The organism is Streptomyces sp. SLBN-31 (assembly GCF_006715395.1).
Taxonomy (GTDB): domain Bacteria; phylum Actinomycetota; class Actinomycetes; order Streptomycetales; family Streptomycetaceae; genus Streptomyces.
Genome location: NZ_VFNC01000002.1, coordinates 3,050,879 through 3,064,993, shown reverse-complemented (window position 1 = coordinate 3,064,993; position 14,115 = coordinate 3,050,879). Strand labels below are relative to the sequence as shown.

The 14,115-nt window shown below is 69.1% G+C and carries 13 protein-coding genes and 1 tRNA gene; 6 read left to right on the top strand and 8 right to left on the bottom strand.

Annotation, left to right across the window (positions count from 1 at the left end; translation table 11 throughout):
- Positions 1-54: 54 nt before the first annotated feature.
- Genes FBY22_RS33950 through FBY22_RS33940 form a run of 3 tightly spaced genes read right to left on the bottom strand, consistent with a single transcriptional unit; the run spans position 55 to position 2,565 of the window.
- Positions 55-534, bottom strand: coding sequence for a MarR family winged helix-turn-helix transcriptional regulator (locus FBY22_RS33950; protein ID WP_142151802.1), 480 nt, complete (start codon positions 532-534; stop codon positions 55-57).
- A gap of 11 nt (positions 535-545) precedes the next feature.
- Positions 546-1,607: an alkene reductase gene (locus FBY22_RS33945; protein WP_142151801.1), complete on the bottom strand. Its 1,062-nt coding sequence runs from the start codon at positions 1,605-1,607 to the stop codon at positions 546-548.
- A 52-nt stretch (positions 1,608-1,659) separates the two neighbouring features.
- Positions 1,660-2,565 carry an NADP-dependent oxidoreductase gene (locus FBY22_RS33940; protein WP_142151800.1) on the bottom strand — a complete coding sequence of 302 codons (906 nt, stop codon included), beginning with the start codon at positions 2,563-2,565 and terminating at the stop codon, positions 1,660-1,662.
- A 659-nt stretch (positions 2,566-3,224) separates the two neighbouring features.
- Here FBY22_RS33940 and FBY22_RS33930 point away from each other — a divergent pair.
- The 3 genes from FBY22_RS33930 (at position 3,225) to FBY22_RS44040 (ending at position 4,322) form a co-directional block, all read left to right on the top strand.
- The gene (locus FBY22_RS33930) at positions 3,225-3,602 is read left to right on the top strand and encodes a type II toxin-antitoxin system RelE/ParE family toxin (RefSeq protein ID WP_142151798.1); all 378 of its coding nucleotides are present in this window, start codon (positions 3,225-3,227) and stop codon (positions 3,600-3,602) included.
- On the top strand, positions 3,599-3,937 hold the full coding sequence (locus FBY22_RS33925; RefSeq protein ID WP_104780727.1) for a helix-turn-helix domain-containing protein: 339 nt from the start codon (positions 3,599-3,601) through the stop codon (positions 3,935-3,937). Before FBY22_RS33930 ends, FBY22_RS33925 begins: the two co-directional genes overlap by 4 nt.
- Before the next feature lie 306 nt (positions 3,938-4,243).
- Positions 4,244-4,322 (top strand) — tRNA-Ile (locus FBY22_RS44040).
- A gap of 503 nt (positions 4,323-4,825) precedes the next feature.
- Here FBY22_RS44040 and FBY22_RS33920 read toward each other — a convergent pair.
- On the bottom strand, positions 4,826-5,284 hold the full coding sequence (locus FBY22_RS33920; RefSeq protein ID WP_142151797.1) for a type II toxin-antitoxin system VapC family toxin: 459 nt from the start codon (positions 5,282-5,284) through the stop codon (positions 4,826-4,828).
- Complete coding sequence (locus FBY22_RS33915; RefSeq protein WP_142151796.1) at positions 5,274-5,543, bottom strand: type II toxin-antitoxin system Phd/YefM family antitoxin; 270 nt, start codon at positions 5,541-5,543, stop codon at positions 5,274-5,276. The genes FBY22_RS33920 and FBY22_RS33915 overlap by 11 nt, the downstream gene beginning before the upstream one ends.
- A 1,500-nt stretch (positions 5,544-7,043) precedes the next feature.
- On the opposite strand from FBY22_RS33915, the gene FBY22_RS33910 reads away from it, so the two are divergent.
- From FBY22_RS33910 to FBY22_RS33905, 3 genes are all read left to right on the top strand, one after another.
- Positions 7,044-8,057 (top strand): hypothetical protein, encoded by a 1,014-nt coding sequence (locus tag FBY22_RS33910; protein ID WP_260845249.1) that lies wholly within the window; start codon positions 7,044-7,046, stop codon positions 8,055-8,057.
- A gap of 74 nt (positions 8,058-8,131) precedes the next feature.
- Complete coding sequence (locus FBY22_RS44035; protein ID WP_160159946.1) at positions 8,132-8,296, top strand: hypothetical protein; 165 nt, start codon at positions 8,132-8,134, stop codon at positions 8,294-8,296.
- A 227-nt stretch (positions 8,297-8,523) separates the two neighbouring features.
- Complete coding sequence (locus FBY22_RS33905; RefSeq protein ID WP_260845248.1) at positions 8,524-8,970, top strand: helix-turn-helix transcriptional regulator; 447 nt, start codon at positions 8,524-8,526, stop codon at positions 8,968-8,970.
- A 382-nt stretch (positions 8,971-9,352) separates the two neighbouring features.
- On the opposite strand, the gene FBY22_RS33900 is transcribed toward FBY22_RS33905, so the two are convergent.
- From FBY22_RS33900 to FBY22_RS33890, 3 genes are all read right to left on the bottom strand, one after another.
- A complete protein-coding gene (locus tag FBY22_RS33900) occupies positions 9,353-9,823 on the bottom strand; it encodes a transposase (RefSeq protein ID WP_142151794.1) in 471 nt (156 codons plus the stop codon).
- A 107-nt stretch (positions 9,824-9,930) separates the two neighbouring features.
- A complete protein-coding gene (locus tag FBY22_RS33895) occupies positions 9,931-10,206 on the bottom strand; it encodes a transposase (RefSeq protein ID WP_142151793.1) in 276 nt (91 codons plus the stop codon).
- Between the two features lie 304 nt (positions 10,207-10,510).
- Entirely contained in the window at positions 10,511-13,981 is a 3,471-nt protein-coding gene (locus tag FBY22_RS33890) for a DNRLRE domain-containing protein (protein WP_142151792.1), read from the bottom strand.
- Positions 13,982-14,115 lie beyond the last annotated feature (134 nt).

Sequence of the window (14,115 nt, the reverse complement as noted above, 5' to 3'; positions counted from 1 at the left end):
GCGCCGGAAACGAAGCGCACTCCAGGCCGGAACCGGGGTGCGGGCCCAGAGGAGTTACTCGGAATCTTCCCGTGGAACAGCGCGGCTGTTGATCGCGTCGGCGATGGCGTAGGCGGTGCGGACGAAGGACTCTGCCTGCTGCGCCGACAGGTTCACTGCGGAGGTCTCCTCCAGGGCCCGCCACATGGCTGCCAGGGGCTCGCGCATGGCACGGCCCTTGTCGGTGAGGTGGACGACCATGACGCGCCGGTCGTGTGCGGCCGGCTCGCGGATGAGCAGGCCGGCGTCCTGCATGCGGCGCAGGGACTTGGAGACGGTGGAGTGGTCCAGGCCGACGCTTTCGAGCAGTTCGGACTGGGTCTGGCCGTCCCGGTCGAGGAGTTGCATGAGCAGCAGTTCCTGTCCGGGATGCAGGTCCATCTCGCGGAGTATGGCGGCGGCGCGGGCGCGGTGGGCGCGGGCGAGCTGGAAGATCGCGTAACTCATCGGCCCCTCGCTGGCCGTAGAGGGGGTGCGGTGGGTGGAGGCGGGCATGATGCGGTTCCTCAGACGGTGTGGGTGGGGTAGTCGGTGTAGCCGGCCACTCCGCCGCCGTAGAAGGTCGCCGGGTCGGGGGTGTTCAGCGGCGCGTCAGAGCGTAGCCGCTCGACCAGGTCCGGGTTGGCGAGCGCGAGGGCGCCGACGGAGACAAGGTCGGCCGTGCCGTTGTCGACGTCCTTGGCGCGGGTGGGCAGGTCGGTGCCGGCCCGGTTGAGGATCAGCGTGGTCGGCCACAGCGCGCGCAAGGTGCCCAGCAGCTCCTCGTCGCCCGCGTGCATCACGTGGAGGTAGGCGAGGCCGAGCGGGCTCAGGGCGCGCAGGAGCGCCGGATACAGCTCGGCGGTGTCGGACTCGGCGATGTCGTTGTAGGGGTTGCCGGGGGAGATGCGCAGGCCGGTGCGGTCGGCGCCGATCTCGTCGGCCACGGCAGCGGCGACCTCGACGGCGAAGCGGATGCGGTTGTCGAGGGAACCGCCGTAGCGGTCGGTGCGCTGGTTGGTGTTGTCGGACAGGAACTGGTGTACCAGGTAGCCGTTGGCGGCGTGGATCTCCACGCCGTCGGCGCCTGCCGCGACGGCGGCCGCTGCGGCGCGGCGGAAGTCGTCGACGGTCGCCGCGACCTCCTGCGTCGACAGAGCACGCGGGGTCGGCATCTCCTGGGGGCCCGACGCGGTGAACATCGCGCCCTGCGGCCGGATCGCCGAAGGGGCGACCGGCTGACGGCCGTGCGGGGTGTTGTCGGGGTGGGCGATGCGTCCGGTGTGCATCAGCTGGATGACGATCCGGCCGTCGGCCTCGTGCACGGCGTCGGTGACCTTGCGCCACCCGGCGATCTGCTCGTCATTGTGGATGCCGGGGGTGAGGAGGTAGCCCTGGCCGTCGGGGGAGGGCTGGGTGCCCTCGGTGATGATGAGCGCGTGCGAGGCCCGCTGGGCGTAGTACTCGGCGTTCAGCTCGGTCGGCACGCCTTCGGGCGTGGAGCGGTCGCGGGTCATGGGGGCCATGACCAGGCGGTGCGGGAGGGAGATGTCACCGACGGCGGTCGGTGTCCACAGGGCGTTCAGCATGAGGGGTCCTTCGGTGCGGTGATGATCGGAACAGGGGGAGAGGCGGGCGTGATCAGTCGACGGTGAGGACGAGCTTGCCCCGGACATGCCCGGCGTCGCTGACCTGCTGGGCCGTGGCGGCCTCGGCGAGCGGGTAGGCGGTGACGGTGGTGACGACCTTGCCGGTCGCGGCGTCCTGGGCCAGCGCGGCCAGGCCGGCGGCGGAGCGTTCCCGGGGACTGCTGGAGAAGGTGATGCCGAGCTGGTGTGCGCGGAAGTCGGCGATGGTGACGATGCGCTCGGTGCCGCCGCGCAGGGTGATGGAGTCCTCCAGGGCCCCCTTCCCGGCCAGGTCGAACACCGCGTCCACGCCGTCGGGGGCGAGTGCCCGGACCCGCTCGACCAGGCCCTCGCCGTAGAGGGTCGCGGTGGCACCGAGCGAGGTGAGGTAGTCCTGGTTGGCGGGGCCGGCGGTGCCGATGACACGCGCTCCGCGGGCCGTGGCCAGCTGGACCGCCAGGGTGCCGACCGCTCCGGCCGCGCCGTGCATCAGTACGGTCTCCCCGGCGACGACGCCGAGCAGGTCCAGGACCCGCTCGGCCGTCGCGCCCGCCGTCGGCAGCGCGGCCGCGTGCTGCCAGTCGAGGCCGGCGGGCTTGGGGGCCACGGTGGTGGCCAGCGCGTACTCGGCGTACGAGCCGGTGTCCGACCAGCCCAGCACCTCGTCGCCCACCTGCACGTCCTGCACGCCCTCACCCAGGGCGTCCACCACGCCGGCGAGCTCGCCACCGGGGACGGCGGGGAGCGGCGTGGGGAACGCGGCCTCCATGGCCCCGGAGCGGATCTTGCCGTCCAGTGCGTTCAGCCCGGCCGCCTTGACACGGACGCGGATCTGCCCGGGGCCGGGCTGCGGGACCTCGATGTCCGCCACGTGCAGCACTTCCGTGCCTCCGAAACGGTCGAACAGGATGGCTTTCATGACGACTCCTCTCGTGTCACCACCCATTTAGGTGGCTGGACACATAACCAACGTAACAGCAAACATGTGGCTAGCCAAGTATTTGCTGTCGCTCGGGCTGCGCAAGATCGGTCGCGGTCGCGTCGCTCTCCCCGGGACGGCGGTCGAAGCGGGAGGCGCCCCGCCGGAGCGCGCCTTCCGCAGCCAAGGGCTGCCTCGACTGGAAGGCTGGACGGCCGAGCTGGCCAGACCCCAGCGGTCCGCGGCTCGCTTCTGGTTCAGGGCCCGGGCCAGCTCGGGGTTGGCCGCCCGGGCAGCCTCCAACTCCGCGTGCCTCTCCTCCAGTCGCGCCAACAGTTCGGTTCGCCTCTTCCGGGCCGCCCTTCTTGCAGAGCATGTGGCCGAGCGCCTGAACGGCCCCTCGGCCAGGAAGGGCAGTGGTATGTCGTTGGCCTCTCGGTGTGAGTCCACAGCAGCCGTGTGCCCTCGATCGCCGCGTACTCGGCAGACGGCAGCAGCGCGCAGAACGGCCGCCCCCTGGTGTCGAGCGCCCGGGTGCGGTTGCCGACGCCGTACAGGATCGGCGGCAACGCGTCAGCACTGCGAGAACCGCAGCCCCTCCCGATATGACGTCAGTGGTGTATGCTGTCAGTGTAATAAATTGCAGATGTGGACGGTGCATGGCTTGGAAGATTGTCGTGGTCGAGCCGGCTCTCTCGTGGCTTCACGGTCTGCGCCGTACTGACCGCGACACCCTGATTCAGGTCAGCCAGGCTGTCGCCGCTCTTCAGGAGGAAGGTCCCGCGCTGGGCCGGCCTCTGGTGGACACGATCAAGGGCTCGGCGTTGTCGAACCTCAAGGAACTCCGCCCCGGCTCGGCAGGGGCGACTGAAGTGCGGTTGCTGTTCGTGTTCGACCCGGACCGTCAGGCCGTGATCCTGGTTGGCGGTGACAAGGCGGGCAACTGGTCGGGCTGGTATCGCGTCGCGGTGCCCCAGGCGGAGCAGGCGTACGCGGAGCATCTGAAGCGAATCGATGGAGAGGACGGGGCGCGATGACTGATCACCTCAAGGACCCGCAGGCCGTCTCCTGGGGAGACCTGGCCGAGGACTTCGCCTTCACCGATGCCGAAAAGGACCAGATCCAGAAGGGGGCGCAGGCGATGGTCCTGGCCTCCCGTGTGCACCGCCTCGCCGAGTTGCGGAAGCGGCAGCACACCACACAGGTCCAGGTCGCCGAAGCCATGGGCGTCACCCAGGCCCGCGTCTCACGCATTGAGAAGGGCCAACTGGAGCGCAGCGAGGTCGACACCCTCGCCGCCTACGTCAAGGCGCTCGGCGGCAAGTTGAAGATCGTCGCTGACTTCGGCGATGAGAGCTACGTCCTCGGCTGATCCGATCGGCAAGTTACGACCCCGGTTCAATCGCAGTCCGGTAGGCCGGCTCACCTCTTGGCATCAGGGACGATGCTCCACCCCGGGATCAGGGGTGGAGCATCGGCACGTCGGTAGGGGAATCCGCTGCGAGAGGGTTCCATCCTCTTGGCCGAACTGGGCGGACGAGGCTGCTGCTGTGGCGAGCGTCCAACTCATCGACCTTCAGGGGCCATTAAGGGGCCACAAGGACAGGAACGCATCGACAAGCACCACTCAGGACTGACACTGATCAGGGCGTCTGACCTGGGAAAACGTTAAGGATAGGCGTTGATCGGCAAGGGCCGCCAAGTTCCCTAGCGGACTCATAATCCGTCGGCCGTGGGTTCGAGTCCCACCCGCCCCACCTTTGCAGGCTTCTGACCTGCGGAAACGTTCTTTTTGGGTGCCGGACCGTCAGCCTTGCCTGAACGGACGGAATCCGCTGCTCGTGAGTTGGGGGTCGGTTCGGGCGGCGTTAGCTGATCCGGCGTCTGGCCTGCACAAAGGTGGGCGGATGCGTAGGCGACGGGGCCTGCTGTGCTGGGTCGGGCGGCGGTAGTGCCACGAATTGAGGCCATCCTGAGGCCGCGGGTAACGGGAACGGGGCTGCGGCCCGGTTGGGGCACGTGGGGCAACGCGTTCGATGTGGCGGTCGGTGGGGTGGGCGAAGGCGGGCCGGGCGGTGCCGACGCGAGGGAACGGCGGACGGGTGTGCTCTCCGCGTCAGCCGCTGTGGGCAGTGGCGGATCAGGCCCGTGCGCCTGACGGTCGCGGGCAGCGGGATGGTGCCGATGGTCGCTGGAGGCGGTCTCTGACGCGTCGGCTGCACGGACGTCAGACACACCCGGGGACGGGTGTGGTGGCGACCTAATGATCGTGGAGCACTTTGGGGCGGGTGACCGGCACGATGGTGAGCAGGTCGTGCAGGCCTTTGAAGTCGTCGGGGTTGGTGGTGAACAGGGGTAGGCCCTCCGCGATGGCGATGGAGGCGATCATCAGGTCGGCGATACGACGCCGGGGTTGGCGACCCGCGCTGACGACGGCGGCGCAGACGCGGCCGTAGATGCGGGCGGCTTCCGCGTCGAAGGGGATGGGGTCGAACTCGTTCTCGGCGCGCTGGAGGATGTCCGTGCGGCGGGCGCGTTCGGCGTGTTCGTCGTAGTCGTCCTGCTCGGCGTTGCTGCGGACCTGGTGGGGGCCTGCGGAGAGTTCGGCCAGGGTGATGGCGGTGATGGCCATCTCTGCGGGCAGTTCCTCTGGGTTGATCCACTTGCGAAGGATCATGATGTTGGTGTCGAGGAGTCCCTGTCGGTGCTCACCGGGCATAGGGGTCGTCCGGCTCCTGCTCGGTGGTGGCGTCCTGGTCGACGCGGAAGGCGTCCAGGGAAATGTCCGGGGCGGTGCGGGACATGGCGGCGAACTCGCCGCGCGGGACGAAGCGCCGGCGTCGGCGCAGGGGGATCAGTTCGCCGATGCGGTGGCCGTCGCGGGTGACGGTGAAGGATTGGCCGCTCTGGACAGCGTCCATGATCTGTTTGGAGTTGGTGCGCAGGTCTCGTTGGGTGATCTCGGGCTGGGCGGTCATAGCCCCAGGATAGCCCGGTGTGCTACCAGGTGCCACGATGTAGCACTCCTGGAGTCTGGCGAACGTTTGCGTGTCCGCCACTCCGCGGGAGCGCCCACGGTTCAGTCGGTCACTTCGGCTGCCAGGAGGGCGGCGACACCATCACATTCGCGATGAAGCGCATGCGCCGCAGCTGGCGTCCAGCCGGCGAGGAGCTGCGCTGCTCGGTGTGCTCGTCAGCTGTCGGTCGAGACGACTTGTGTCGGCTGCTTGCCAAGCGGCATCCCGCCTCGGCTGACCGGCGTTCCAAGTCTGTTGGTGGCCTGCTGGGCGTCGTCCACCGCCGTTCACCGGCGTTCATGCCCGGTCCGCTCTGTCGGCGAGGATTGGCTTGGGCCTGTCCTGAACGACGGCAGAGAGGCTGAATGAGACGGCCTCTGCAGTAGCTGGCTGGCCGCGCGGACGCTCCTCGCCTCTGTGTCAGCGTCACCGGCCACGGCTCAGCCATGATCGGAACTGGCGGGCCGACCCTTCTCCCACTCGCTCGTACCTGCCCGTTACAGCCGGAGGGAAGGGGCGGGAGCCGAAGCCCCTTCCTCGTCGCACATTGGGGTCGCGCTGACGTCGGTGCGTCAGGCCGGATGCTCCTTGCGGCCGAGGCCGGCCGCCCTCGCCGGCCCGCAGGTTCCGTCCCGCGCCAATCCGGTCTCGCATTGTTCGACGCCTGCGCCTCGAAGGAAAGGGTGTGGCACGCCTGTCCGGGCAGGCATAACCAGGTGCCCAGATTCAAGGTCGACAAATCGGCCCGGTTCTTCGTCCGGCATCTCGGCCGGGTTGGCACGTCACCGGCCTGACCTGACGGCGGTTCGGCGTCCGGCTTCTGGCCGGTCGCCGATAACGCTGCCGCATCTCGACAGTGCATTCGAGCACAGGGAAGCGGGCCCTTCCGCGCCGCGCCTGTCAGGGACATGGACCGTCCCCTCGGCCAAAGTCATAGGGGCACCCCCCGCCTTCCGCTCTTTCCTCCCGCACCGGGCGGCCCATGGGATTCACTCCCGTGCCCGGTCGCGACCGAAATTCCAGGCCGCCCGCGGCCGGTCATGCGGTTTCCGTGATGCAAGGAAAGCGGAGAGTAGTGAATGGGGTTAGCGTGACGTCAACCGTTGAGTGATCGTCGGTCCGATCCGCGCTGGCCGTTGCCGCGGAGAGGCTGGCATGGCCGAAAAGAGAATGCTCATGCACTTTGTTTCCCGCCGTACTCGCGTCAGCAGGGCCGTCGTAGCGGCGTGCGGTCTGTCGGCGTTGCTCGCCGCCTCCGTGACGGCCGGCTCCGGTGCTGCTGCCGCCGAGCCGCGTCCCTCTGGGGACGGCCCCTCCCCCGGGGGTGCGGTCATCACACTCAGGACCGCCAAGGTCGGCGCGCCCGGTAATCCTTCGGTGGGCATTCTCCCATTCAAGGACGCCCTGTACCCCTCGTGCGCCGAAGCTCCCTCCCCGAGCAAGTGTCTGACAGTCGGGGGTGTGCGCCATCGCTACGAGATCGGGCAGCTCGAAGTCACCGTGGAACAGTGGGTGGCGTTCCTGAATACGGCCGATCCCGAGGGACGCAACCGCCTCGGTCTCTATGACGAGACCGAGAGCTCGTCGGCATGGCCGAGGTACGGCCAGATCAACTTCTCCCGCAGCGCCGACATGGGCAGCCACTACTCGGTGGCCTTTCCGCAGTGGGCGGACAAGCCGTACGGCTTCGCAAACTTCCTGAGGGCGGCACGATTCGTCAACTCGCTCTACAACGGCCGACTGATCTCCAAGCGGTCCAGCAGCAATGGCCGCTTCAACTATGTCACTTATCAGGTCAGACTATCGGCGCAGACCGAGCGCGGGATGTACGACTTGGCCCGGCCGAATACGACCCGAGCCCATCGCTCGGGCTTCGTCCTGCCGAGCCAGGACGAATGGATCAAGGCGGCTTACTACGACCCGCGCGGCGGCGGCACCTACTCCTACTGGAAGTACCCGACCAACCCGGGAGTCTTCGGCGACGGAGACGCGACCGCCCCCAACCCCACCGTCCTCAACCCGGCCACCGGCGATGTCACCAACGCGGCGACCCAGCCACTGGCCTCGTACCACGCGAGCGGAAAGCCGGCACCGAGCTGGTGCCCGGGACAGCTGCAGCCCGAGGACTGCTCCACCGTCAACCCATTGGGACTCGACCCCAGCACCTATGCCGAGGTCTACCAGGGCAGCCTCAGCACGGTCGGCGGGGCGAGGACCACCTCGCCGTGGGGCACTCTCGACCAGGGCGGCAACGCGGTCGAGTGGACCGACACGATCACGGCGCCCCCCTCCGGACGGAGCTCCCTGCGGGTGTGGCGGCGGCTCCACGGCGGAATCTCCAACGCACCGGCCTTCCAGATGTGGCCCTCCGCTGTCGGGCTGCAGCCGCAGGACAACGTGTTCTACAACCACACCTATCCGTGGCTGGGCATCCGGATCGGGGTGATCGGCGATCTGAAGCCCGGCAAGTCCTAGGCGGAGAGGGAGGTCGTCTGCCGCGACCGTGCGGAGGTCTACACGGCAGCGGCGGTCTGGGGCACCGCAAGCCGATGGCCTCCGCGGCCTTGGTGAGACTGAACCCGCTGGGCCGGCCTCTGGTCGGGGCCATCAAGGGCTCGACGCTCTCCTACCTCAAGGAACTCCGCCCCGGCTCGGCCGGGGCCACGGAAGTGCGGCTGCTGTTCGTCTTCCACCCCCGGAGCGCCAGGCCGTGATCCTGGCAGGCGGCGACAAGGCGGTTACCTGGTCCGGCTGACATCGCGACGCGGTACCGCAAAGGGGAGCAGGCCTACGCAGATCACCTGAAGCGAATTGAAGGAGGGGACGGGACGCGATGACCGATCACCTGAAGGACCCGCAGGCCGTCTCCTAGGGAGACCTGATCAAGGATTTCGCCTTCACTGATGCCGAGGAGGAGTAGATCGTCCAGGGAGCGCAGACGATGGTCACCGCCTCTCGCGTGCATCGCCTGGCTGAGCTGCGCAAGCGGCAGCACACCACGCAGGTGCAGGTCGCCGAGGCCATGGGTGTCACTCAGGCCCGCGTTTCCCGAATCGAGAAGGCCAGCTCGAGGCAGCCAGGCCGATACCCTCGCGGCCTACGTCAGACGCTCGGCGGCAAGCTGAGGATCGTCACCGATCTCGGTGACGAGACCTACGTCCTCGGCAGACCGGATCCACGGGCGCAGCCCGTGCCTGTCGCCGAAGCGACGGGCAACTCTCGGTCTATGAGAAAACGGCCATCAAGCCTGCCCCAGACGATGGGGCGGGCCTCTTTGCGTTGGAAGGGCAATCCGCTGCGACCGAGTTCGAGCCCCGTTCCCGAGCTGGTGCAATGGCCATCCAGCGTCGATGAGCCGGTCAGGCGGGGCCCATTGAGGCCGCGTTGAGGCCGCAAGGACAGGAACAGACTGACAAGGGCCGAGAAGCACCGACACGGCCTGTCCTGCCTGACCTGCTAATAGGCCATGAACGAGCGTTGATCGGCAAGGGCCGCCAAGATCCTCAAAGGACTCATAATCCGTCGGCCGTGGGTTCGAGTCCCACCCGCCCCACCTGTGCAGGTCTCTGACCTGCGGAAACGTTCATTTTTGGGTATCGGAGCGTCAGCTTTGTCTGAACAGGGGGTGGAAGCGGCTCCTCTGACCTGCTCCGATGGGAGCGATCAGGGTGGTCGGTGGCCGTCCGGGCCGCGTCTTCAGACCTTCATTTCAAGATCGTGAGGCCGTGCTGAGGCCGCAGGATTTCGGTGAGGGCGTGCAACCTCCTCCGCTATGCCTGTTCTGGGGTGCTCTGGCAGCGCGTTCCGTGCATGGGGCTGGTCATCGCAGAACCGAGCGAGATCACATTCGGCGGTGTCCTGCTGTCTCGACGCGACGTCATTCCGGGCCGGCTCACAGAAACCGCCGGAACTGAAACGGTCCATGGGATCCGCCAGATGCGGCGTGGGTGCGGATCGGGAGGCGTGCCTGTCCACTGACGCACGGCGTCGGCGCGCACAAGAAGCTCCGTGCGCGTCGGCGCCGTATCCGGTACCTGGCGATGTGTCATCCCTGAACGGTGTCCGGGTGTCAGCCCGGCCCACGAGCACAGCTGCTTGGGGACGGGGAAGCGGGTGACATCGCCGATCTCAGCGACGAACACCGCGGCCGGCACCGGCCCGATGCCGCCGATCTCCTGGATCGCGCGATAACCCACGTCGTCGACAAGAGGGGCGGCAATCTGCCCATCGAGCCAGACCATGCCGGTCGAGATTGCCGATCACCTCGCGCAGCGCCCGCAGCCGCCCCGCGTAGCCGGCTGGCACCGGCAACCCGTTGCAGAAGGCGGTGCCGACGGCACCGAACAGGTCACTCATGGGCACCGTGATGCCCTGTTTGGCCACCACGCCGCGGGCCTGGGTGCGGCAGCTGGTGCGCAGATTTCACCAGCTTGTGCCGGCTGCGCACCAGCTCCCGCAGCTCCCGGACCTCGGGCGGAGCCAGCCATGCCTCCGGCAGCCGTCCCAGCCGCAGCAGGTCGGCCAGGTCGGCGGCGTCCCGCTCGTCGTTCTTCACCCGGCGGGAGGTGAACGCCTTCAAGCCAAGCGGGTGGGCCCGGTGGGCCTCGGCACCGGCCTGGGCCAGCGCATCGGCGGCCCAGTACTACCCGAGCGTGGCCTCCAGCGCCACCCGTGCCCCAGGACCGGCCTTGGCGATCTCCCGCTTGAGCCGGGCCGGATCATTGGTGAACCGGACATCTTCCCCAGCGGCTGCCCGTCCTGCGCCATCCGCACTGGGACCGAGCGGTGCCGGTGCAGGTCCGTTTCCCCACCCACTGCACACCGTCGTACGGTGAAGTCATCGAGGGCCTCCCCGAGGTCGGACTTCTGCCTGAGCCGAGCATCCTGCGCACCCGGCAGGAGCGGGAGGCCCCGCCCCTTTCATCGCATCAGCCGACCGTCAGTTTGTTCTTCCAGCCGACGCCGTCGCCATTGCCGACGATCTCCGTACCGGAGCCGCTGAGGACCGTACGGCTGCCGGCGTAGAAGCGCACCGTGCCGTCCGCCTTCAGCGCCCAGATGTCGGGGATGCCATCCCCGTTGGCGTCCGGGGTGCCGAAGAGCAGCCGGATGTTGGAGCTGCCCCAGCCCGAGGCGCCGTATTCGGTGTCCGCGCCCCCGGAGGAGGCGGCTCCCGATGCCAGCGAGTCGAGGTCGACGCCTCCGGTCGCCGTGTCCTTGATGCCCTTGCGCAGCAGCAGCCGTCCGCTGACGTCGGAGCGGTAGACGAAGTCGGTGACCCCGTCGCCCGAGACGTCCTGGGCGGTGACGAAGTCGCGGTCCGTCCAGGCCGACCCCGACAGCCGCCGGGCCTCCTCCACGGTGGCGCCGTTGTACCCGGTCAGCACCCACATCGCGTCGCCGACCGTGAGGAAGAAGTCGGGCTTGCCGTCGCCGGTCGCGTCGCCGGCCGAGACGATCTGGCTGATCGTCGCCGGGTCCGGGGCGCCGTCCGGCAGCAGGATCTGGTGCCGCCGGCCGATGTCGACCGCGCCGTATCCGTCGCCCGGGTACACCCACAGCTTGCCCGAGCGCACCGCGATCAGGTCCTGCAGGCCGTCGCCGCCGTAGACGTCGCCGAGGTGGGCGATGAGGGTGTTCTTCCAGTAGCCGGACGTTGGACGGGAGTACAGCGGCAGGTCGTCGCCGTTCGGGTCCTTGTCGCTGTTTTCCTGGTAGGCGCCGGACATGGAGTACCCGAGCGTGCCGGTGCCCTTGGACCCGTCGGTGGTGCCCTTGTCCGGGTACATGCGCAGGTTGCCGTTGCCGTCCACGACCATCAGGTCCGGGAAGCCGTCGCCGGTGAAGTCGCCCGGCGCGTCGGCGGTGTCGCGCGGGGTGACGTAGAAGAAGTACTTCCGCGGGTCCGACACGTTCCCGGCGTCGTCCACCGTCCGGACGTACAGCACGTTCGGCCCGGCGAGCGGCGGCTTCACGCCGGAATAGGTGCTGAGTGTGGAGGTGGCGGCGCCGTTCGTGCGCGGCACGGAGCCGGTGTACGACGCGGAGTTGTAGCCGTACTCGTACTTGACCACGTCGGTCTGCGAGGCCTTGAAGCTGAACGAGCCCGCCGTACCGAACTTGACGGTGGACCAGATGGAGTCCTCGTCCGCGTTGCCGAAGCCGTCGTCCCGCGCGTCGGCGTCGGGGAACGTCGTGGACGTGACCACCGGCGGGGTGGGTCGGGAGCTGTCGAAGACGAACCGGCACGGTGTCTTCGACGGCGCGTAGGCCGAGGTCGCCCCGCGCTTGTCCACCGCCTTGACCCGCCAGGAGTACTTGACGCCGTTCTTCAGACCGCTGGTGGAGAACGGGTCGGTGTGCACGCGGGCCGAGCCGGTCTGGCTGCCGACCGTGACCTTGGCCTTGGTGCCCAGCAGGTTCCCGCTGCCGCCGGTCGGCCACAGCTCGAAGCGGAGCGAGGCCAGGTTGGCGTCCTTGTCGCTGCTGTTCGCCCAGAAGGTGATCGAGTCCGCGCCGACGTTGACGTAGGGCGAGGTGGTGTCGCAGGACAGGTCGGGGTCGAGGTCCAGGTGGGAGGGGGCGGCCGGCGGGCGGTTGTAGACCAGCTCGATGTAGGGGTCGTTGCCGCCGTCCGCCTGGAACTTCTTCCACGAGTACGCCGAGTCCTCGTCACCGGCGCGGAAGCCGATGGTGAGGGTGTCCCAGCCGTGCGCGATCGCCTTCTGCGCGGCCGGCTTGACGTCGAACGCCTCGTAGTCGTCGGGGCAGCCGGAGGACTTGTAGCCGTGCGCGAAGCTCTTGCTCGCGAGCTTGTTGCCGGCCGTCATCTTCGGGGCGTTGCGCCAGGTCGTCTTGTTGCTGATCGCACCGGTCAGATAGACATTCATGGTGCGGGCGCTGCACGACCAGGAGTAGGTCTCCAGCGCGTGCAGCTTGGCGCTGATGACGGTCGCGCCCTTGAGGTCCGGGTTCCAGTCGATGCTGAAGAAGGACCGCGAGGTGCCCCAGGTGTCGGACTCGAAGCCCACGCGGGCCTCATGGGTGCCCTTGTTGAAGTTGCGCCCGTTGTAGAAGTTCGCGTTGGGGTGGCGGCTGTAGGCGGTGGTCCAGTCGTTGGTGTGCTTGCTGACCGAGGGGTCGATGAAGACCGGGTAGACCGTGTCGGGGTCGGTCAGGAAGTCCTGGTCCGGCGTCAGGGACCAGGTGGAGCCGTCGAGGTCGGCCGTGACCAGGGTGCCGCGGGAGTCGGGCTGCGGGCCGGCCAGCGAGGGCAGGTCCAGGGTGACGGCCGCCCCCGAGTGGGTGGGCTCGGGCGAGGCCTCGGCGGGCACCGACGGCTGGGCGCTCTCGCTCTCCCCGGCCGAGGGGTCGGGCGCCTCGTCGGTCGCGTTGGGCAGCACCTCGTCGTACACGTCACCGTCGTCGCTGTCGTCGACGCTGTCGCTGGGCTCTGGGGAGACGGCGGTGGGCGAGTCCGAGTCGTCCGGCGCGGCACTCGCGTCGCCGGACAGGCTCTCCGACGCGGTCGGCGACGCCGTCGTACCCGCCTGACCGTCGGTCAGCGCCGGCGTGCCGGAGCTGTCCCACATCAGCGGAGTCGGGGAGAGCGCCGCCTCCTCGCCGTCGGCGTCCCGGCCGCTGACGATGCCGGTCGTGGGGTCCAGACTGAAGGTCAGATCCGGCGAGGTCAGCCCGTACGTCAGCTGCGCCACCCGCGGATCGGCGGCCGCCTGCCGGGTCTTGACCACCAGCAGCTGCGCGAAGCCCCCGTCGTCCGCCGTCAGCACCAGGTCGGCACCGGGGAGGATCTCCGGGTACAGCGCGCGCGAGCCGTCGATCACCGGCGTCGGAATGGCGCCCGGCCAGGTCAGCTGGACGGTGTGCCCGTCGGTGGTGAGCGTCACCAGCGCGCTCGCGGTGTCCGTGGTCGCCGCGACCAGCGAGACCCGGCTCACCCCGGCCCCCCGGTCTGCCCGCGCGGAGCCGGCGCGGGTGCCCGCCGAGAACGTCAGGCCCACGTTGGTGGCGCGCGGGGACCAGCCGCGTGAGGTGCGCACCAGCCGGGTGTCGATCGGCTGCCAGCGGCCGTCGGCCTTCGCCCGGATCGGAGTCGCGTGCACGCGCCGCTGCAACAGCCCGTCGGGACGCGCCCACGTCGTCTCGTACGCCGTGCGCAGCGCCGTCACCTCGACCGGCTTGCCGGAGCTCGCCGCCCGTGACGCGGCCTCCGCCTCGGTGACCGGTGCGGCGGGCCGCGCCGGACGGTCGGCGCCCTGGTGCCGGTCACCGCCTGCGCCGGTCAGCCCGGCGTACGTCAGGCCGCAGGCCGTGGCGAGGGCCACGACGGCCGCCGCCGCGGCCCGGTGGGCGCGCAGGCGCCGCCACTTGCTCGTCATGGGCGAGTCTTCCTTCCCCCCTCGGACAACGGTTGCAGATCATGACCCACGCGAAGTCGCCCGTCACGCCCATGACTTGGAACGGAGCCCGCGCGCGCCCCCCAGCGGCGTCGTAGCATCCCGATTGCCGTCTC